The organism is Mesorhizobium sp. WSM4842 (genome assembly GCF_055901575.1).
This window is the reverse complement of record NZ_CM148372.1, coordinates 4,645,538-4,665,506: the sequence shown is the minus strand read 5'-3', so window position 1 is coordinate 4,665,506 and position 19,969 is coordinate 4,645,538. Positions and strand designations below refer to the sequence as shown.

Genomic DNA, 19,969 nt, shown 5'->3' with positions numbered 1-19,969 from the left:
AAAATGCCACTCGACAGGATCGATATCGCCATTCTCGAAACCTTGCAGAAGGATGGGCGGATACCCAACGCGGCGCTTGCCGAGAAGGTCGGCCTGTCGCAGTCGGCCTGCTCGCGGCGGCTGGACAATCTGGAGAAATCCGGAACCATCCGCGGCTATCACGCCCGGCTTTCCAATGCCGCTCTTGGCCACCAGATGACGGCGATCGTGCATATATCGCTGTCGGGGCAATTCGAAAAGACGCTGTCGGATTTCGAGGCGGCGATAAAGCGCTGCCCGAATGTCCTGTCCTGCCACCTGATGTCGGGTGAATACGATTATATCCTGCGCATCGCGGCAAAGGACCTCGTCGACTATGAGCGCATCCACAAGGAATGGCTGTCGGCGATGCCGCATGTGACGAAGATCAATTCATCCTTCGCCTTGCGCGAGATCGTCGACCGGACGGCGGTGGGGATGAAGCCGGAACTTGCTTAGGCCTTGAAGGCCCCCGTCACCACCCGGTCCATCGGGATGTCGTGCGGCTGCGGATAGATGGTGGCAATGCGCTGCAGTTCGTAGCCGACACCGATGACCAGCGGCTTGAAAGGCATTGCCGCCAGTGTGCGGTCGAAGAAGCCGCCGCCATAGCCCAGCCGATACTGTCCCGGATCGATGCCGACGATCGGTGAGATGACGATGTCGGGCAGCACCGGATCGCCTTCAGCCGGGATCGGGATATTCCAGACGCCCTTCTCCAGTCGGTCGCCCGGTGTGTAGGCGCGAAAGACTAGCGGCCGGCCTTTCTCGATCACAACAGGCAGTGCGGTACGGCCGCCGCGCTCATTGACGGAAGCCATCCATGGCCGCAGGTCCGGCTCGCCGCGGAACGGCCAGTAGAGGCTGACCACGCGGCCGGCGACGTCGCCGATAACCGCGTCGAGGCTTTCGCCGATGCGCTGCGACATTGCCGTTCGCGCGTCAGCCGAGACAGCGAGGCGCGCCGCAATCAGCCGCTCGCGCTCGGCCTTGCGCCATCGTTTCACGTCGGTCCAGTCGGATAGGGGCGCCCGGAATTCCAGGTCGTGCATGAAGCAAGGGGGCGAGGAATAGTGAGCCGGACCTTCATCGTCATGATCGCTATCCAAGTTCCACTCCTGTCGTCAGTTTCAATGAAATTATACTCGGCGGCAGGATAGGGCATGTACATTCGCGACATCTTAGGGCGGGCAGTCAGCAAAGTCGGATGTTGTTGCAGTGCAAAAAAGTCCCTACATCAGATTTGGCGACATTGCTCTCCAGCCTTCTCTCCCCGGCCGACCTGTTCTCCCGGAGTGAATGAGATGAACGAATCCAGCCATCATGTCGTCGTCGTCGGGGCGGGCTTTGGGGGGCTCGAATTCACCCGCGCGCTTGACGGTGCGCCGGTGCGCATCACCATGATCGACAAGCGCAACCATCATCTCTTCCAGCCGCTGCTCTACCAGGTGGCGACCACGGCGCTGGCGACCTCGGAAGTCGCCTGGCCGATCCGCCATCTCCTGCGCAAGCGCAAGGACGTGACGACGCTGCTCGTCACCGTCAGCGGCGTCGACCGCGTCGGCAAGCGCGTGCTGTTCGATGATGGCGGCGCGGTCGCCTACGACACGCTGCTGCTGGCCACAGGCGCCCGCCACGCCTATTTCGGCCATGACGAATGGGAGCCTTTCGCGCCAGGGTTGAAGACGCTGGAGGATGCCACCACCATTCGACGGCGCATTCTGCTGGCCTTCGAGCAGGCCGAGCGGGAAACCGATCCCGCCAAGCGCCAAGCGCTGCTGACGCTGGCGATCGTTGGTGGCGGACCGACCGGCGTGGAACTGGCCGGCACCATTGTCGAACTGGCGCACGACATGCTGCGCGGTGAGTTCCGCAACATCGATACGCGGCAGACGCGCGTGGTACTGATTGAGGCCGGTGACCGCATTCTTCCCAATTTTGCGCAAGAACTCTCCGATTATGCCAGCAAGGCGCTTGAGCGGCTTGGCGTGACGGTCGAACTCGGCCGGCCCGTTACACGCTGCGATGCCGAGGGCGTCGTCTTTGGCGACACGCACCTGCCGGCCAGAACCATTCTGTGGGCAGCAGGCGTTGCCGCTTCGCCGGCCGCCGAATGGCTGCGGGTGGCAGCGGACCGCGCGGGCAGGGTGCTGGTCGAGCCCGACCTGACCGTGCCGGGCAGCCCGGAGATTTTCGTCGTCGGCGACGCAGCACACGTCCTGCGGCCGGATGGCCGCATGGTGCCCGGCGTAGCACCCGCCGCCAAACAGCAGGGCCGGCATGTCGCCGCGACGATCAAGGCGCGGCTTGCCGGCGACATGACCCGGCGGCCTTTCCGCTACAAGCATGACGGCGATCTGGCGACGATCGGCAAGCGCGCCGCCGCGATCGATTTCGGCTGGATCAAGCTCACCGGCCGGCTGGCCTGGTGGCTGTGGGGTCTCGCGCACATCTATTTCCTGATTGGATTCCGTAACCGGCTTGCGGTTTCGCTGAGTTGGCTATGGATTTACGCGACAGGTCAGCGCAGCGCGCGGCTGATCACCCAAGGCGATGACGACAGGAACTGACGTCTCCGCCCGCGCACATGCATCCGCACGTTATCTGTTCCTGATGGACTCGACTGGATTAGGCACGCGGCTTTGCTTCGGGCAGGACTTGGCACGTCGTTGAAGCCTGGCACGTCGTTGAACAGGGGCCGCCTCGGACCGCATCATCGACTTGATGTTCGACGGAAAACCAATTGATCCCATGCGGGAATTCGTCGTCGTCACCAACAACTACCGCGCCGGCGGTGGCGGCAATTTCCCGGAGATCAACACCTCGAAGATCATCTGCAAGGCGCCGGACACCAACCGCGACGTGATTGTGCTACCTTATCAGCCAGGGCACGATCAACCCGTCGGCGGTTGCCCTAGACTAAGCCCTGTAAACCACCTGGCGGACATCGATGTAGCTGGCGCGGAAGCCGGCTTCGCAATAATGCAGGTAAAACTCCCAGAGCTTCTTGAAGCGGTCGTCGAAACCGAGTGGGACGATCTTTTCCCATGACCCCCAAAAGCGAAGGCGCCATTCGGCGAGCGTGCGGGCATAGTCGTCCGGGAAAATGCGCTCGCGCAGATGAGCAAGGCCATGGTCTTTGCCGAGCGTTTTCAGGATCGACGGCGTCGGCAGCATGCCGCCCGGGAAGACGTAACGCTGGATGAAATCCGGCCGGGCGCGATAGGTATCGTAGGCTTTCTCGTTGATGGTGATGATCTGCAGGCCGGCGGTGCCGCCAGGCCGCAGGCAATCCTTCATCTTGCCGAAAAACACAGGCCAGTATTTTTCGCCGACCGCCTCGAACATCTCGATCGAAGCGATGCGGTCGTAGGAACCGGTTTCGTCGCGGTAGTCCTGCAGCCTGATGTCGACCTTGTCGGCAAATCCAGCTTTCTGGACGCGTGCGCTGGCGAAATCATGCTGCTCGCGGCTGATCGTCAGCCCGGTGACGCGGCAGCCGATCTCGCGCGCGGCGAATTCGGCAAAGCCGCCCCAGCCGCAACCGATTTCAAGCACGTGGTCGTTCGCGCCGATGCCCGTGTCCTTGGCCAGCGCGCGATATTTGGCGGCTTGCGCGCTTTCCAGATCGTTGGCGCCAGCCGCATAGAGCGCCGACGAATAGGTCATGCTCGGATCCAGCCATTCCTTGTAAAAGGCGTTGCCGAGATCGTAATGCGCCGAAATGTTGCGCTTCGAGCCGGTGCGGGTGTTTTGGTTGAACCAGTGGCGGACACGCTGGACGGCGTTGATCAGCCAGCTGGCGCCGCCGGCGATGCGCTCTCCGATCTCTGAATTGACTACGAACAGTTCCAGGAAACTGGTCACATCGGGACTGTCCCAATCGCCGTCGATGTAGGATTCGGCGATGCCGATGGTGCCGCCGGTGAAGGCGCGGCCGGGCAAGCGCCAGTTCTTGAGCACCAGTTCGGCGTCCGGACCCGGGCCCTTGCCACCGACGAGGACGGCGCGGCCGTCCGGCATCCTCACCTTGAGCGAGCCACGCGGCAGGTTCATCGCCGCCGACAGTACCATGCGCGCCTTGGCCGGCAGGCCTTTGACGGTCTCGGCGAAATTGAATTCGTCCAACCTGACCGCGTCGCCCGACGCAGCGCCGGTGTCTTCCTTGTGAGCCATGTCACGCCCCCCGGGGACTTCTGCGGCGCCGGCGCAAAATCGCCGGTTTCCACACACTCTCGCAGTTCATTCGCCAGGGCGCGAACGCCGCTTCCCGATGAATCCCCGCAGCAATCTTTCATGCCATCAAAGGGAACTTCAAGAGCCAAGGCAAGCGAACACGGATCAATGGATAGATTTTGCGGGAGGGCGCTGATCAACGCCGGAATCACTATGGTTGCAGCCACCCAGATGCAGTAGTTTTAGCCATGCGTTATGTCATCGTCATCTGCACCGTCACGTTCTTCCTGATCTGGGACGGACTCTACAATCAGGGCCGCTATCTCGACACCACGGTCAGCGAGATAACGCGCATCGTGCGCTACATCACCGGGATGGTATAGGTTCTTTTCCCCGCCCAATGCGTTGTCGCCGCGACATCGTTGCCGGTTGACGCGACCGTTTTGCCCACACAAAACACGCGTGCACATCGATCGAGGAGGCTGGGGTTGATCCGGCATATCGTTTTCTTCAGCGCGCGGCACAAAGAGGATGTCGAGGTCGTACGCACGGGCTTGCTGGCGCTGGGCAACATCCCTCATTCCCGTCTTTTCGAGGTGACGCTCAACAGCAAGGTCGACCCGCTTTCGGACGAGATCGACGTGGTCGTTTATGCCGAGTTCGAGGATGATGCCGCGCTGGCCGCCTACAAGGCGCATCCGCTCTATGCCGAGACGACCAGCCAGGTCAAACCGCTGCGCGAATTGCGATATTCGGCGGATGTTGTGGCTGCAACCTGAAGAGAAGCAACGTTACTCCGTCTGAGCGGCGGTCGGTTCGGTCGGATCGGCGCCCGGCCGCTTCGGTGCGTCCCAGACCAGCATGGCGAGAACAGCCATTGCGACGACCGCTGTCGCTATGAACAGGATCTTTCTCATTTTGGACCACGTAGGTTGGTTTTCGGGCAGCGGCAAGTATCCCGGAGGTTCGCGTAATGCGGCCACGCGATCGGCTGCCTTGGATCCTTGCTGCGTCAGGCGAGGCTCTTGAACCAACCTCCGGAATGATGCACACCGCGCCGGCATGACCGAGACGAAGACAGCAGGCCCTTATCCGCCGCGCACCTATCCGCTTGACCATCTTGTGCTGCCGACCGCGAGCCTCGACGTGGCGCGGGCGCGGCTGGTTTCGCTTGGCTTTGTCGTGGCGCCGACCGGCATCCATCCTTTCGGGACGGAAAACTGCTGCGTCTTCCTTGAGGACGGCACCTATCTCGAGCCGCTGGCGGTGGGCAACGATCAGGCGGTGGCGAAAGCGATCGCCGACGGCAACGCCTTCGTCGCGCGCGATCGCGCCTATCGCGACAAGCGCGGCAATGAGGGATTTTCCGCCCTGGCCCTGGGCACCGAAGATGCGGGTGCCGATCACGTGCGCTATGTCGAAGCCGGCCTGTCTGCCGGAGAAATGCTGAGCTTTTCGCGCGCCTTCACCGACCCGGCGGGAAAGAGCGACACGGCATCGTTCAAACTGGCCTTCGCCTCCGGCACCGGGGCGACGGACGCATTCCTGTTCGCCTGCGAGCGGATCAATACGCCGAAGGTAGACCGCACCGCGTTGCAGATCCACCCCAATGGCGCAACCGGCATCATCGAAGTCGTGGCGGTCAGCAACGAGCCATCCGAACAGCACCGATTGATCTCGATCGCGACGCGCAGTCCGGCTGCCGGACAGGGGAGCAGCACTGCGTTTGGCCTGCCGAACGCAACCTTGACCCTGCTTGACCCCGTTGCTTTCGAAACGCGCTTCGACATACCTGCCGGCGCGCCACCGGAACTCCGCTTCGCGGGGATCGTCTTTTCAGTTCGCTTCGCAGACACGGTCGCCAAGCTGCTTGCAGCCAGTTCCGTCGAACACGAAATACGCGGCAATGATATTGTCGTGCGGCCGGCATCCGGGCAGGGTGCGGCCTTCATTTTCCGGGAGATCGCATGAACAAGCCCAATTCGTCCGTAACTGTCGGCAATGTCGTCTTCAGCAACACCGCGCCGCTATCGCTGATTGCCGGCCCGTGCCAGCTTGAATCCCGCCAGCACGCCTTCGACATGGCTGGGGCGCTGAAGGAACTGACTGAGAAGCTGGGGCTGGGCCTCATCTACAAGACCAGTTACGACAAGGCCAACCGCACCTCGCTTGGCGGCACGCGCGGCGCCGGTCTCGATGCGGCGCTGCCCGTCTTCGACGATTTGCGCAAGGCGTTTTCGCTGCCGATCCTGACCGATATCCACACCGAGGAACAGTGCGCGCTCGTGGCGCCGCATGTCGATATCCTGCAGGTTCCGGCTTTCCTCAGCCGCCAGACCGATCTGCTGATCGCGGCGGCAAGAACCGGCAAGGTCGTCAACGTGAAGAAGGGCCAGTTCCTCGCACCGTGGGACATGAAGAACGTTGTCGCCAAGATCACCGGTTCCGGAAACCCCAACGTGCTGGTCACCGAGCGCGGCGCGTCTTTCGGCTACAACACGCTGGTGTCCGATATGCGCGCGCTGCCGATCATGGCCGAGATCGGCGCGCCGGTGATTTTCGACGCCACGCATTCGGTGCAGCAGCCGGGCGGCCAGGGCGGCTCCTCGGGTGGCGATCGGCGCTTCGTCGAGACGCTGGCGCGCGCCGCGGTTGCGGTCGGTGTCGCCGGCGTCTTCATCGAGACGCATCAGGATCCCGACAATGCCCCCTCCGATGGTCCCAACATGGTACCGCTGAAGGACCTTCGGGCGCTGCTCGAAAGGCTGATGGCATTCGATCGCGTCGCCAAGGGCTGAGCAAGCTGAGGGGCCGGGCCTAAGTCCCGGCCCCTAAACTTGTGGTCAACAGGTGCCGGTTGTACGCTGCCCAGGCAACAGAGTGCATTGGAGGAGGAAGCCATGTCCGTCGCCCGCGTCACCGAGATCACATCATCGTCTAATAAGAGTTTTCAGGAAGCCATCGAACTGGGAATTGCGCGCGCCGCAAAGACCTTGAAGAACGTCGAAGGCGCCTGGATCCAGGACCAGAAGGTGGTCGTCGAGGACGGCAAGATCTCCGCGTATCGCGTCAATATGAAGGTCACCTTCATCCTCGCTGAGTGATCAGCCCTGCACGTATGGCCGCGTTCATAAAGTCGGGAACCTTCGCAGCCCTCTCCTCATTGTCGACCTGAAGTGAACGACAAAAGGAGCACATCATGACAACCCAGACAGGACACACTGAAGCCATCGCTGCCTCGCGGGTCATCGGCACATCCGTCTACAACACGGAAGGCACGCACATCGGCGACATCGAGGATGTCATGCTCGACAAGTTGTCGAATGGAATCATGTTTGCCGTGATCGGCTTTGGCGGATTTCTCGGCATCGGCGAGAAGTACCACGCCATTCCGTGGGCGAGCCTCGACTATGACGAGAACAAGGGCGGCTATGTCGTGCCGTTCACGAAGGAGCAACTGAAGGCTGCTCCCGCCTATTCGATCAACGAATTGACGGGCGCCGACGGCGAGGCCGCGCGTGATGCTTCATACAGCTACTACAAGGTGGAGCCTTATTGGCATTGACCTTGCTCTGCCGGAATCAAAAAAAGCCCCCGGTTGGACCGGGGGCCTTTTTTTGGGGATATCTACTCCGCCGCAAGGGTCGACAACTCTACCGCGCCCTGCTGAGGCTGCTGAGTGTCACACGACGTGAGAAACGCCGCCGCGATCAGGAACAAACTCACGATACCGCTCAACTGAGACATGGCGAAACTCCTCCTGTTTCGCCCCGCGCAGCGCGAGCATAAACCAGAAAGCCGTATGCCGCCAAGACTTATGACTGACATGACTTATGATGACAGCAATTCGTGCTTCGTGAACCGGCATGGCGGAGGTGGCGGCACTATTTGCGGACGCCCCGATTGCGTTTTGCAGCGCTTTGGCTAAGAGGTGCCCGACGCTTCGTCGGATCAATCGGGGACATCGCAATGACTGCCATCATCGACATTGTCGGGCGTGAAATCCTGGACAGCCGCGGAAACCCGACCGTCGAGGTCGACGTCGTGCTCGAAGACGGCTCGATGGGCCGCGCTGCGGTGCCCTCCGGCGCCTCGACCGGCGCGCATGAGGCGGTCGAACTGCGCGACGGCGGCGCACGCTACCTCGGCAAGGGGGTCCTGCGGGCGGTAGAGGCCGTCAATGGCGAGCTGTTCGAGGCGATCGGCGGTATGGAAGCCGAGAACCAGATCCACATCGACCAGACCATGATTGAGCTCGACGGCACGCCCAACAAGAGCCGGCTCGGTGCCAATGCCATCCTCGGCGTCTCGCTGGCTGTCGCTAAGGCTGCGGCGGAAGCGGCCGGCCTGCCGCTCTACCGCTATGTCGGTGGCAGCAAGGCGCATGTGCTTCCAGTGCCGATGATGAACATCATCAACGGTGGCGCGCATGCCGATAACCCGATCGACTTCCAGGAATTCATGATCCTGCCGATCGGTGCGCCGACACTGCGCGACGGGGTGCGCTGGGGCTCGGAAATCTTTCACACATTGAGGACGCGGCTGAAGGACGCCGGCCATAACACCAATGTCGGCGACGAGGGCGGCTTCGCTCCTAACTTGAAAAGCGCGCCCGCTGCGCTCGATTTCATCATGGAATCGATCGAGAAGGCTGGCTTCAAGCCGGGCGAAGAGGTTGCGCTCGGCCTCGATTGCGCCGCGACCGAATTCTTCAAGGACGGCAACTACGTCTATGAAGGCGAGAAGAAGACCCGCGATCCTAAGACCCAGGCCAAGTATCTGGCCAAGCTCGCCGCGGACTATCCGATCATCACCATCGAGGACGGGCTGGCCGAAGACGATTGGGATGGCTGGAAAACGCTGACCGACCTCATCGGCAAGAAGACGCAGCTGGTCGGTGACGATTTGTTCGTCACCAATACGGCGCGGCTGCGCGACGGCATCCGCATGGGCGTCGCCAATTCTATCCTGGTCAAGGTCAACCAGATCGGCTCACTGACCGAAACGCTCGACGCCGTCGAGACCGCGCACAAGGCCGGCTACACCGCTGTCATGTCGCACCGCTCGGGCGAAACCGAAGATTCGACCATCGCCGATCTCGCCGTTGCCACCAATTGCGGACAGATCAAGACGGGCTCCCTGTCGCGCTCGGATCGCATGGCCAAGTACAACCAGCTCATCCGCATCGAGGAAGAGCTCGGCAAGCAGGCGCTCTACGCCGGCAAGTCGATCGTGAAAGGCTGAGTCCACATAAATAACCCGAATGAAAAGGCGGGGCATTCCCCGCCTTTTCAAATCCGGTCGTCCGTAACCGTCCATTAAGCACAATCGAGCGAGAAAGGGCGAGGTCGCAGAGTGTTAGAGCGTCCTTTGCGCGTCCAAGAGGACGCGCGGCGCTCTAAGGGATTTGGATCATGTGGACACGTCAGCACAAGCAGAGAAATACCGGTCGGCTGATCATTCCCTCGCTCTGTGTGGCATTCCTCGCCTATTTCGGCTTCCACGCCTATCACGGCGAATTCGGCATCTATTCCAAGTATCGGTTGCAAGCCGAAACCGTCGATTTGCAAAGTAAGCTCGATGCCGTCAAGGCGCGCCGGATCGACCTGCAGAGACGCGTTCAGCTGATGCATCAGGGCACGATGGAGAAGGACATGCTCGACGAGCAGGCGCGTAAGGCGCTCAATATGTCCCATGCCGACGAAATCACCATCATGTTACCGCCACCGGCAAGATAACCATTTTCAAGTTAATCGTCGATATTTTCAATGATTTTAATCGCTTAGATGCATGTCAGCCATGCATTTTTCAGCATGGCGAAACGCTTTCCCGCGTGTTAGCCTTTCCCAAATCGGTGGGGAGAACTGATCTTCCCTCAGTGTCCGCAAGAGACGCCAACAGGGAGTGATGCATGGCCACCGCCGCCAGAAAAGCGCCTGCCAAAACCAAATCCAGATCCGACGGCAAATCAGTGGGGCTTTCAGCCCCCAAACCTGTCGACTTCACCAAGGACGAGGAGCTTGACGCCTACCGGCGCATGCTGCTTATCCGCCGCTTCGAGGAAAAGGCCGGCCAGCTCTACGGCATGGGCTTCATCGGCGGCTTCTGCCATCTCTATATCGGCCAGGAAGCAGTTGTCACCGGCATGAAGATGGCGCTGATCGACGGCGACCAGATGATCACCGCCTACCGCGACCATGGTCACATGCTGGCGATGGAACTGTCGCCGCGCGGCGTCATGGCCGAATTGACCGGGCGCCGCGGCGGCTTGTCCAGGGGCAAGGGCGGCTCCATGCACATGTTCTCCAAGGAGAAGCATTTTTACGGCGGCCACGGCATTGTCGGCGCGCAGGTTTCGCTCGGCACCGGCCTCGCCTTCGCCAATCGCTATCGCGGCAACAACAATGTGACACTGACCTATTTCGGCGACGGCGCCGCCAATCAGGGTCAGGTCTATGAGAGCTTCAACATGGCCTCGCTGTGGAAGCTGCCAGTGATTTATATCATCGAGAACAACCGCTATGCCATGGGCACCTCGGTATCGCGTTCGTCGGCCGAGACGGATTTTTCGCACCGCGGCGCCTCCTTCAAGATCCCCGGCATCCAGGTCGATGGCATGGACGTCCGTGCAGTCAAGGCAGCCGGCGATCTCGCAACCGAATGGTGCCGTGACGGCAAGGGGCCGCTGATTCTCGAAATGCAGACCTACCGCTACCGCGGTCACTCGATGTCCGATCCGGCAAAATACCGCTCCAAGGAAGAAGTGCAGAAGATGCGCTCCGAGCGTGACCCGATCGAGCAGGTCAAGGCGCGCCTGCTCGACAAGAAGTGGTCCGACGAGGACGAGCTCAAGACCGTCGACAAGGAGGTTCGCGACATTGTCGCCGACGCCGCCGAATTTGCCCAGAATGACGCAGAGCCGGATCCGTCCGAGCTCTGGACCGACATCGTATTGTAACGAGAGGGCAAGGACATGCCGATCGAAATTCTCATGCCCGCTCTCTCGCCGACCATGGAAGAGGGCAATGTTTCCAAATGGTTGAAGAAAGAGGGCGATAAGGTTGTCGCTGGTGATGTCATCGCCGAGATCGAAACCGATAAGGCCACGATGGAAGTCGAGGCCGTCGACGAAGGCACGCTAGCCAAGATCGTGGTTCCTGCCGGCACCGAAGGTGTCAAGGTCAACACGCTGATCGCCGTGCTCGCCGTTGATGGTGAAGACATCGACAAGGCAGGCGAAGGCATCGGCGAGGAACCTGCCAAGGCTGAAACAGCAGCGCCAGCGCCTGCTGCGGCCAAAAGCGAGGGCGCAGCACCTGTCGCCGCGGCGCCGAGAACCGAAATCGCCGCCGATCCCGACATCCCGGCCGGCACGGAAATGGTCTCGACCACCGTGCGCGAAGCGCTGCGTGACGCGATGGCCGAGGAAATGCGCCGTGACGACGACGTCTTCGTGATGGGCGAGGAGGTCGCCGAGTACCAGGGCGCCTACAAGATCACGCAAGGGCTGCTGCAGGAATTCGGGGCGCGGCGCGTCGTCGATACGCCCATCACCGAACACGGTTTTGCCGGCGTCGGCGTTGGCGCGGCGATGGCCGGCCTGAGACCGATCGTCGAGTTCATGACCTTCAACTTCGCCATGCAGGCGATCGACCAGATCATCAACTCCGCCGCGAAGACGCTCTATATGTCCGGCGGCCAGATGGGCGCGCCCATCGTGTTTCGCGGGCCGAACGGCGCGGCCGCCCGTGTCGCCGCCCAGCATTCGCAGTGCTATGCCGCCTGGTACAGCCACATTCCCGGCCTGAAAGTGGTGATGCCCTACACCGCCGCGGACGCCAAGGGGTTGCTGAAGGCCGCGATCCGCGACGCGAACCCGGTCATCTTCCTCGAGAACGAAATCCTTTACGGCCAGTCCTTCGACGTGCCGAAGATGGACGATTTCGTGCTGCCGATCGGCAAGGCGCGCATCCACAAATCAGGCAAGGATGTTACCATCGTCTCATTCGGCATCGGCATGACCTACACGGTGAAGGCCGAGGCTGAATTGCGCGGCATGGGCATCGATGCCGAGATCATCGACCTCAGGACCATCCGCCCTCTCGATTTCGACACCATTATCGCCTCGGTCAAGAAGACCAACCGTCTCGTAGTGGTGGAAGAAGGGTTTCCGCAAAGTTCGGTCGGCGATCACATCGCCAACCAGGTGTCGCAGCGCTCCTTCGATTTCCTCGACGCGCCGGTCATCACCATTGCCGGCAAGGACGTGCCGATGCCCTATGCGGCGAACCTCGAAAAGCTGGCGCTGCCCAATGTCGGCGAGGTCGTCGAGGCGGTCAAAGCCGTCACATATCGCTGAGCAGGGCGGGAGGAAAACATGCCGATCAACATCACCATGCCAGCCCTGTCGCCCACGATGGAAGAGGGCAATCTTTCGAAGTGGCTGGTCAAGGAGGGCGACAAGGTTTCGCCGGGCGACGTGATCGCCGAGATCGAGACCGATAAGGCGACGATGGAAGTCGAAGCCGTTGATGAGGGCACGGTGGCCAAGCTGGTCGTTCCGGCCGGCACCGAAGGCGTCAAGGTCAACGCGCTGATCGCCGTGCTCGCAGCCGAAGGCGAAGATGCGGCGGCTGCCGCGAAAAGCGGCGACGGCGCGGCGCCGGCAAAGGCCGAGGCTCCGAAAGCGGATGCCCCCAAGGCTGAAACACCAAAGGCCGAAGCGAAGCCGGAACCTGCCGTCGCACCTGCGCCTAGGGCGGAAGCGGCTCCGGTCGGCAACGGCCATGCAAGCGAGCGCATCTTCGCCTCGCCGCTTGCCCGTCGCATCGCCCGGGAAGCCGGTGTCGATGTCTCCGCGGTGACCGGCTCCGGCCCGCATGGCCGCGTGGTCAAGGCCGATGTCGATGCAGCGATTTCCGGTGGCGGCGCCAAGGCGGCACCAGCCGCGAAAGCCGCACCTGCCGGCGCTCCGGCTCCGGCTGTCGCGCCAAAGCCAATGTCGGACGACCAGGTGCTAAAACTGTTTGCCGAAGGCTCCTACGAACTTGTCCCGCATGACAACATGCGCAAGACCATTGCGCGCCGGCTGGTCGAGGCCACGACCACCATCCCGCATTTCTACCTGACGCTCGATTGCGAACTCGATGCACTTCTGGCGCTGCGCACGCAGATCAATGCCGCCGCCCCGGTGAAGAAGACCGACAAGGGTGAAACGCCGGCCTACAAGCTGTCGGTCAACGACATGGTGATCAAAGCGATGGCAAAGGCGCTGATGGCGGTGCCGGATGCCAACGCCTCCTGGACCGAGAGCGCGATGGTCAAGCACAGGCATGCCGATGTCGGCGTTGCCGTATCGATCCCCGGCGGCCTGATCACGCCGATCATCCGGCGCGCCGACGAAAAGACGCTGTCGGTCATCTCGAATGAGATGAAGGATCTTGCCAGCCGTGCCCGCAGCCGCAAGCTGAAGCCGGAAGAATACCAGGGCGGCACCACGGCGGTGTCCAATCTCGGCATGTTCGGCATCAAGGACTTTGCCGCCGTCATCAATCCGCCGCATGCGACGATCCTGGCGGTCGGCGCCGGCGAGGAGCGCGCGGTGGTCAAGAACGGTGAGATCAAGATCGCGACAATCATGTCGGTGACGCTGTCGACCGATCACCGCGCCGTCGACGGCGCGCTCGGCGCCGAACTGCTCGGCGCCTTCAAGCGCATGATCGAAAATCCGATGGGCATGCTGATCTAGAGAGGAAGAAGGCGGTGCGGAAATTCTTCACCAGCCTTTTTCCCTTCAGCCTTCCAGGCATCGTGACGATCATCGTGCAATGGCTGTTCATGTGTTGGCGGGTGAAGCGCACACAAGCAGGCTTTGGCAGGAGCGGGGCAAGTGCATGAAAACAGTCCTTTGCTACGGCGATTCGCTGACCTGGGGCTATGATGCGGCAAGTCTGGATCGCCACCCACTCAAGGACCGCTGGCCGAGTGTGCTGCAGGCGACGTTGGGAGGCGATATCGAGGTCATCGCCGAAGGCTTGAACGGCCGCACAACGGCTTTCGACGACCATCTGGCCGGCGCCGACCGTAACGGCGCTAGAGTGCTGCCGACGGTGCTGATGACACATGCGCCGCTCGACCTGATCATCATCATGCTCGGCGCCAACGACATGAAGCCGTGGATCCACGGCAATCCGGTCGCTGCCAAACAGGGCATGCAGCGCCTGATCGAGATCGTGCGCGGCCACGACTACCCGTTCGACTGGCCGGCGCCGCAGATCCTGCTCGTCGCGCCGCCCGCGGTCAGCCGTACCGACAATGCTGAGTTCAAGGAAATGTTCGCCGGCGGCGACGAAGCTTCGAAGCGGCTGGCGCCGCAATATTCCGCCCTTGCCGACGAGGCCGGCTGCGGCTTTTTCGATGCGGGCTCGGTGGCCGAGACCACGCCGCTCGACGGTGTCCATCTCGACGCGGAGAACACGCGGAAAATCGGGCAAGCATTGGCGCCAATCGTGCGCGTCATGCTGGAACTCTAGAGAATTGGGAGAAATCCGTGGCTGAGAACTACGACGTCATCATCATCGGCTCCGGCCCCGGCGGCTACGTCACGGCGGTGCGTTCCGCCCAACTCGGCTTCAAGACGGCGATCGTCGAGCGTGAGCATCTCGGCGGCATCTGCCTTAACTGGGGCTGCATCCCGACCAAGGCGCTGCTGCGTTCGGCCGAGATCATGCACTATTCCGATCATCTGAAGGACTACGGCTTGAAGATCGACGGCAAGGTCAGCGTCGATACCGCTGCCGTGGTCGACCGCTCGCGAAAGGTCTCGCTGCGGCTCAACGGCGGCGTCGCCTTCCTGATGAAGAAGAACAAGGTCGACGTGATCTGGGGCGAAGCCAAGCTCTCCAAGGCGGCTTCCGGCGATAAACCGGGCGAGATTGTCGTGTCGAAATCGTCGAAGAAACCGATGGAGCCGCAGCCGCCGGCGCCCAAGGGCGTCAAGGGTGAGGGCACTTATACCGCCAAGCACATCATCCTGGCGACCGGCGCCAGGCCGCGTGCGCTGCCCGGCATCGAGCCCGACGGCAAGCTGATCTGGACCTATTTCGAAGCGATGGTGCCGAAAGAGATGCCGAAATCGCTGCTGGTGATGGGCTCGGGCGCAATCGGCATCGAATTCGCCTCATTCTACCGCACCATGGGCGCGGAGGTGACAGTGGTCGAGCTGTTGCCGGCGGTGATGCCGGTCGAGGACGCAGAGGTCTCGAAATTCGCGCAGAAGCAGTTCGAGAAGCAAGGCATGAAGATCATCCTCGAGGCCAAGGTCACCAAGGTCGAGAAGGGTGCGAATTCGGTAACCGCGCATGTCGAGATGAAGGACGGCAAGGTTGAGAAGATCACCGCCGACCGGATGATCTCGGCCGTGGGCGTGCAGGGCAACGTCGAGAATCTCGGCCTCGAAGCGCTCGGTGTGAAGACCGAACGCGGCTGCGTCGTGGCCGACGGCTACGGCAACACCAATGTGCCCGGCATCTATGCCATCGGCGATGTCGCCGGCCCGCCCATGCTCGCCCACAAGGCCGAACATGAGGGCGTGGTCTGCTTGGAAAAGATCGCAAATTTCCCTGGCGTGCACGCCACTGACAAGCTGAAGATTCCGGGCTGCACCTATTGCAACCCGCAGGTCGCCTCCGTCGGGTTGACCGAAGCGAAAGCGAAGGCCGAGGGCAAGGACATCCGTGTTGGCCGCTTTCAGTTCGCCGCCAACGGCAAAGCCATCGCGCTCGGTGAAGACCAGGGTTTCGTCAAGACCATCTTCGACAGGAAGACCGGGCAGTTGCTCGGCGCGCATATGGTCGGCGCCGAAGTGACCGAGCTGATCCAGGGCTTTGTCGTGGCGATGAATCTGGAGACCACCGAGGAAGAACTGATGCATACGATATTCCCGCATCCGACGCTCTCGGAGATGATGAAGGAAAGCGTCCTCGACGCCTATGGCCGCGCGCTGAACGCGTGATAAATTGACCGCGTGAGACTCGACACGTGAAAGCCAAGGAACTCAACGGCAAGGTAATTCGTTTCCGGATGCATTCATCACACAAGGAGAGGGCATATGGACGTGAATGGCGTGGGCTGGATCGCAGCTATCATCATCGGCGGTTTAGCGGGGTGGCTTGCCGAGATGTTCATGAAAAGCAACATGGGCATCTTGATGAACATCGTTCTTGGCATCGTCGGCGCGATCGTGCTGAATGCCATCCTGCAGGCGCTCAATATCGGCGCTTTCGGCGCCGGCTGGATCGCTTATCTGATCACCGGTTTCATTGGCGCCTGCCTGTTGATCTGGGCAGGGCGCATGGTGCGCCGTTAGTTGCTGAACTCTTGCCATGCGAAAACGGCTGTGGCGGCATGCGCCGCCGCGGCCTTTTTCTTTGCTGCGAAAAGTCCTAGATGACTTGTGAAAGCGAACGCCGGAAGGCGATCGCGAATGAACTGGATTTCTGATGGTCACCGTCCTCGACACGATCGCCAATGCGCCGCGCCTGCGGCACCCTGAAAAGGCGCACAAGCCTGACCAGGATGTGCTGCGCAAGCCCGACTGGATCCGCGTCAAGGCGCCGATGTCGAAAGGCTATGCCGAGACGCGCGAGATCGTGAAGTCGCACAGACTGGTGACGGTGTGCGAAGAGGCCGGTTGCCCCAATATCGGCGAGTGCTGGGAGAAGAAGCACGCCACCTTCATGATCATGGGTGAGATCTGCACGCGCGCCTGTGCCTTCTGCAACGTTGCCACTGGCATTCCGACCGCGCTTGATCCCGATGAACCGGCGCGCATCGCCCACGCCGTCAAGCAAATGGATCTGACCCATGTCGTCATCACCTCAGTCGACCGCGACGATCTCGCCGATGGCGGAGCTCAGCACTTTGCCGAGGTCATCCGCGCCATCAGGGCGGCAACGCCTTCGACGACGATCGAAATCCTGACGCCCGACTTCCTGCGCAAGGAAGGAGCGCTGGAGATCGTGGTGGCGGCGAAGCCGGACGTATTCAACCACAATCTGGAGACCGTGCCGTCGAACTATCTGACGGTCCGGCCAGGGGCCCGCTATTTCCATTCGATCAGGCTGCTGCAGCGGGTCAAGGAACTCGATCCGTCGATCTTCACCAAATCCGGCATCATGGTTGGCCTGGGCGAGGAGCGGAACGAGATCCTGCAGTTGATGGACGATCTGCGTTCGGCCAATGTCGACTTCATGACCATCGGCCAGTATCTTCAGCCATCGAAAAAGCACCATCCGGTGATCCGCTTCGTCACGCCGGAGGAATTCAAGTCCTTCGAGACAATCGGCAAGACCAAGGGCTTCCTGCTGGTGGCGTCAAGCCCGCTGACGCGCTCGTCGCACCATGCCGGCGACGATTTCGCCAGGCTGCGCGCGGCGCGAGAAGCGTTTCTCAGGAAATCCGCCTAACAAACTGGTTTCATGCCACAATTCGAAGCCCATCGCCGCGTCACGCATACGCCTGAACAGATGTTCGCTCTGGTCGCCGATGTCGAATCCTATCCGCAATTCCTGCCGCTTTGCGAGGCACTGACGGTTCGCTCGCGCAAGGAACGCAACGGACGCACCCTGCTCATCGCCGACATGAGCATTGGCTACAAGGCGATCCGCGAGACTTTCACGACGCAGGTGTTTTTGAAGCCTGACGAGAACGCCATCGACGTCAAATACATCGACGGCCCGTTCAAATATCTGAGCAATGTCTGGCGCTTCGAGCCGGCCGATGGCGGCTGCAATGTCCGCTTCTTCATCGACTACGAGTTCAAGAGCCGTATTTTGGGCGCGGTGATGGGAACGATGTTCGATCGCGCGTTCCGCATGTTCTCCGAGGCGTTCGAGAAGCGCGCCGACATCATCTATGGGCCAGCGCCGGCAGCCTGATCCGCAGCGAGCGCGCGCAAGCCCAGTTCAAGCGCATGCCTGACCGTCTCCCGGCGGATGAAATTGCGGCCCTTATCGGCGAACAACTGGCATTCGCTGACGACCGGCCGGCCAGTCAAGGCGACACCGAACCAGACCAGGCCGACGGGCTTTTCCGTCGAGCCGCCGCCTGGACCGGCAATACCGGTGACGGCAAGGGTGAGTCCGGCGCGCGAACGGGTCAGGGCGCCCTGCGCCATCTCCACCGCCGTTTCCCGCGAGACCGCGCCGTGCCCCTCAAGCGTGGCGGCGGAAACACCGAGCATCTCCGTCTTGGCCTCGTTGGAATAGGTGATGAAACCCCGGTCGACCACCGTGGACGAGCCGGCGATGTCGGTCAGGGCGGCGATGATCATGCCGCCGGTGCAGCTCTCGGCCGTCGCCAGCAGGATGCCGCGCTGCTGGCAGGCTTGAAGCAGGGCATCTGCGAGGTCGCTGTTGCTCATTCGGGGACGTCCCCTGGAAACACGACACTGGCGGTCGCGATGGCGGCTATGCCTTCCTCGCGGCCGATAAAGCCGAGCTTTTCGTTGGTTGTCGCCTTGATCGAGATACGGTCCCGGGAAATTGCCAGCATTGCCGAAAGGGCTTCGGTCATTGCTTCGCGATGCGGACCGACCCGTGGCGCCTCGCAGATCAGCGTGACGTCGGCATTGGCGATGCGCCCGCCGCGCGCGCGCACCAGTCTTGCCGCATGTTCGACGAAGATCCGCGAGGCCACGCCTTTCCACTGCGGATCCGACGGCGGGAAATGCGTGCCGATGTCGCCGGCGCCGCAGGTGGCGAGCAGCGCATCGGTCAAGGCGTGGAGACCGACATCGGCGTCCGAATGGCCGGCCAGTTTCTTGTCGTGCGGGATGGAGACGCCGCACAGGACGACATGGTCACCGGGCTCGAAGGCATGGACGTCGTAGCCATTGCCGGTGCGGATGTCCGGAAAACGCGGCTGCTCGCCGGAAAGCCGCTGATCCGCCATCGAAATATCCCTTGCCCAGGTCAGCTTGACATTGTCCGGCGAACCCTGAACTATTTTCACCGGAATACGCGCCCATTCGGCAATCGCAGCATCGTCGGTGAAGTCCGTCTTGCCCAGATGATGTGCCTTTTCATGGGCGGCCAGGATCGGCCAGAACGGAAAGCCTTGCGGCGTCTGGGCGGCATGAAGCCCGTTCCTGGAAACCGTCTCGCTGATCATGCCGGCGGCCGACTCACGTTTCAGCGTGTCGGCGACGGGCAGGGCAGGCAGCGCTCCCTGGCGCTCGCCGATGCCGGCGATCGTACGGTCTATCAATTCCGCGTCGACGAACGGGCGAACGGCATCATGGACCAGAACCTGGCTCGGTGCATAGCCTCTCAGCGCAAGCAGCCCGAGCCGGACGGAGTCCTGCCTGGACGCGCCACCGGTCACCGTGATGACCCGATCGGCGTTGGCTCCGGCGGCGCTGCGAAAAAGCGCGCTGTCGTCGGCGTGGATGGCGACGACGACAGGACCGATTCTCGGATGCGCCAGAAACATGTCCAGTGTGCGCGCGATGACGGCACGGCCACCGATCCTTTGGTATTGCTTCGGTCCGTCGGCCTGACCGGCGCGCGCGCCGCGGCCAGCGGCGACGATAACAACCGCAACCTTGTCGTCCGCAGCCAAGGCCTGCTTTTCGCTTGCATCTGTCATGCCGAGACGCTTAGCGCATGATCCTGAAAAGTGGAATCGCTTTTCGGAAGAGATCATGCGCAGATGCAAAGCGCCAAAGCTTCCTTTCCCAAGAACGCACGGCGCTTTGGACGCGGTATGGGCCGAA

General features: G+C 61.7%; 23 protein-coding genes and 1 pseudogene. 19 read left to right on the top strand and 5 right to left on the bottom strand.

Features of this window, described 5'->3' with window-relative positions; all coding sequences use genetic code 11:
- The first annotated feature begins 3 nt into the window (after positions 1–3).
- Positions 4–477, top strand: a complete 474-nt coding sequence (locus tag AC0NIE_RS22625; RefSeq protein ID WP_023675099.1) for an Lrp/AsnC family transcriptional regulator — start codon at positions 4–6, stop codon at positions 475–477.
- Here the strand turns inward: AC0NIE_RS22625 and AC0NIE_RS22620 are convergent.
- Complete coding sequence (locus tag AC0NIE_RS22620) at positions 474–1,070, bottom strand: 5-formyltetrahydrofolate cyclo-ligase (protein ID WP_473487491.1); 597 nt, start codon at positions 1,068–1,070, stop codon at positions 474–476. The two genes, AC0NIE_RS22625 and AC0NIE_RS22620, sit on opposite strands and share 4 nt — an antisense overlap.
- 252 nt (positions 1,071–1,322) lie before the next feature.
- On the opposite strand from AC0NIE_RS22620, the gene AC0NIE_RS22615 reads away from it, so the two are divergent.
- Positions 1,323–2,588: an NAD(P)/FAD-dependent oxidoreductase gene (locus AC0NIE_RS22615; protein WP_473487444.1), complete on the top strand. Its 1,266-nt coding sequence runs from the start codon at positions 1,323–1,325 to the stop codon at positions 2,586–2,588.
- 127 nt (positions 2,589–2,715) lie between these two features.
- A pseudogene (locus AC0NIE_RS22610) lies at positions 2,716–2,926 on the top strand (5'-nucleotidase C-terminal domain-containing protein); the annotation flags it as partial.
- A gap of 11 nt (positions 2,927–2,937) precedes the next feature.
- On the opposite strand, the gene AC0NIE_RS22605 reads toward AC0NIE_RS22610, so the two are convergent.
- Positions 2,938–4,194 carry a class I SAM-dependent methyltransferase gene (locus tag AC0NIE_RS22605; RefSeq protein ID WP_473487445.1) on the bottom strand — a complete coding sequence of 419 codons (1,257 nt, stop codon included), beginning with the start codon at positions 4,192–4,194 and terminating at the stop codon, positions 2,938–2,940.
- Between the two features lie 248 nt (positions 4,195–4,442).
- On the opposite strand from AC0NIE_RS22605, the gene AC0NIE_RS22600 reads away from it, so the two are divergent.
- The gene (locus AC0NIE_RS22600; protein ID WP_473487446.1) at positions 4,443–4,577 is read left to right on the top strand and encodes a hypothetical protein; all 135 of its coding nucleotides are present in this window, start codon (positions 4,443–4,445) and stop codon (positions 4,575–4,577) included.
- A gap of 105 nt (positions 4,578–4,682) precedes the next feature.
- A complete protein-coding gene (locus AC0NIE_RS22595; RefSeq protein WP_192364685.1) occupies positions 4,683–4,973 on the top strand; it encodes a Dabb family protein in 291 nt (96 codons plus the stop codon).
- A 12-nt stretch (positions 4,974–4,985) separates the two neighbouring features.
- Here AC0NIE_RS22595 and AC0NIE_RS22590 read toward each other — a convergent pair whose 3' ends face one another.
- A complete protein-coding gene (locus AC0NIE_RS22590) occupies positions 4,986–5,111 on the bottom strand; it encodes a hypothetical protein (protein ID WP_473487447.1) in 126 nt (41 codons plus the stop codon).
- Positions 5,112–5,256: 145 nt separating this feature from the next.
- On the opposite strand from AC0NIE_RS22590, the gene AC0NIE_RS22585 reads away from it, so the two are divergent.
- The 14 genes from AC0NIE_RS22585 (at position 5,257) to AC0NIE_RS22520 (ending at position 18,131) form a co-directional block, all read left to right on the top strand.
- Positions 5,257–6,165, top strand: coding sequence for a VOC family protein (locus tag AC0NIE_RS22585; RefSeq protein WP_473487448.1), 909 nt, complete (start codon positions 5,257–5,259; stop codon positions 6,163–6,165).
- Positions 6,162–6,992 carry a 3-deoxy-8-phosphooctulonate synthase gene (kdsA, locus tag AC0NIE_RS22580; protein WP_473487449.1) on the top strand — a complete coding sequence of 277 codons (831 nt, stop codon included), beginning with the start codon at positions 6,162–6,164 and terminating at the stop codon, positions 6,990–6,992. Before AC0NIE_RS22585 ends, kdsA begins: the two co-directional genes overlap by 4 nt.
- 102 nt (positions 6,993–7,094) lie before the next feature.
- Positions 7,095–7,298 carry a dodecin family protein gene (locus AC0NIE_RS22575; RefSeq protein ID WP_095494875.1) on the top strand — a complete coding sequence of 68 codons (204 nt, stop codon included), beginning with the start codon at positions 7,095–7,097 and terminating at the stop codon, positions 7,296–7,298.
- A 95-nt stretch (positions 7,299–7,393) separates the two neighbouring features.
- Positions 7,394–7,759, top strand: coding sequence for a PRC-barrel domain-containing protein (locus AC0NIE_RS22570; protein WP_095494874.1), 366 nt, complete (start codon positions 7,394–7,396; stop codon positions 7,757–7,759).
- A gap of 404 nt (positions 7,760–8,163) precedes the next feature.
- A complete protein-coding gene (gene eno, locus AC0NIE_RS22565) occupies positions 8,164–9,438 on the top strand; it encodes a phosphopyruvate hydratase (protein WP_473487450.1) in 1,275 nt (424 codons plus the stop codon).
- 170 nt (positions 9,439–9,608) lie between these two features.
- Positions 9,609–9,932, top strand: coding sequence for an FtsB family cell division protein (locus AC0NIE_RS22560; RefSeq protein WP_473487451.1), 324 nt, complete (start codon positions 9,609–9,611; stop codon positions 9,930–9,932).
- Between the two features lie 173 nt (positions 9,933–10,105).
- Positions 10,106–11,152, top strand: a complete 1,047-nt coding sequence (pdhA, locus tag AC0NIE_RS22555; RefSeq protein WP_473487452.1) for a pyruvate dehydrogenase (acetyl-transferring) E1 component subunit alpha — start codon at positions 10,106–10,108, stop codon at positions 11,150–11,152.
- A 15-nt stretch (positions 11,153–11,167) separates the two neighbouring features.
- Entirely contained in the window at positions 11,168–12,553 is a 1,386-nt protein-coding gene (locus AC0NIE_RS22550; protein ID WP_473487453.1) for a pyruvate dehydrogenase complex E1 component subunit beta, read from the top strand.
- Between the two features lie 18 nt (positions 12,554–12,571).
- Positions 12,572–13,942: a pyruvate dehydrogenase complex dihydrolipoamide acetyltransferase gene (locus AC0NIE_RS22545; RefSeq protein WP_473487454.1), complete on the top strand. Its 1,371-nt coding sequence runs from the start codon at positions 12,572–12,574 to the stop codon at positions 13,940–13,942.
- Positions 13,943–14,087: 145 nt separating this feature from the next.
- Positions 14,088–14,726 (top strand): SGNH/GDSL hydrolase family protein, encoded by a 639-nt coding sequence (locus tag AC0NIE_RS22540; RefSeq protein WP_473487455.1) that lies wholly within the window; start codon positions 14,088–14,090, stop codon positions 14,724–14,726.
- 17 nt (positions 14,727–14,743) lie between these two features.
- Complete coding sequence (gene lpdA, locus AC0NIE_RS22535) at positions 14,744–16,207, top strand: dihydrolipoyl dehydrogenase (protein WP_473487456.1); 1,464 nt, start codon at positions 14,744–14,746, stop codon at positions 16,205–16,207.
- 96 nt (positions 16,208–16,303) lie between these two features.
- Positions 16,304–16,561 (top strand): GlsB/YeaQ/YmgE family stress response membrane protein, encoded by a 258-nt coding sequence (locus AC0NIE_RS22530; protein WP_473487457.1) that lies wholly within the window; start codon positions 16,304–16,306, stop codon positions 16,559–16,561.
- A gap of 133 nt (positions 16,562–16,694) precedes the next feature.
- Positions 16,695–17,660, top strand: coding sequence for a lipoyl synthase (gene lipA, locus AC0NIE_RS22525; protein ID WP_473487458.1), 966 nt, complete (start codon positions 16,695–16,697; stop codon positions 17,658–17,660).
- Positions 17,661–17,672: 12 nt separating this feature from the next.
- Positions 17,673–18,131 carry a type II toxin-antitoxin system RatA family toxin gene (locus AC0NIE_RS22520; protein WP_123151468.1) on the top strand — a complete coding sequence of 153 codons (459 nt, stop codon included), beginning with the start codon at positions 17,673–17,675 and terminating at the stop codon, positions 18,129–18,131.
- Here the strand turns inward: AC0NIE_RS22520 and AC0NIE_RS22515 are convergent.
- Together AC0NIE_RS22515 and AC0NIE_RS22510 are read right to left on the bottom strand one after the other, a co-directional pair.
- Positions 18,107–18,616, bottom strand: coding sequence for a CinA family protein (locus AC0NIE_RS22515; RefSeq protein ID WP_473487459.1), 510 nt, complete (start codon positions 18,614–18,616; stop codon positions 18,107–18,109). The genes AC0NIE_RS22520 and AC0NIE_RS22515 overlap by 25 nt on opposite strands.
- Entirely contained in the window at positions 18,613–19,842 is a 1,230-nt protein-coding gene (locus AC0NIE_RS22510; protein ID WP_473487460.1) for a bifunctional 2-C-methyl-D-erythritol 4-phosphate cytidylyltransferase/2-C-methyl-D-erythritol 2,4-cyclodiphosphate synthase, read from the bottom strand. The genes AC0NIE_RS22515 and AC0NIE_RS22510 overlap by 4 nt, the downstream gene beginning before the upstream one ends.
- Positions 19,843–19,969 lie beyond the last annotated feature (127 nt).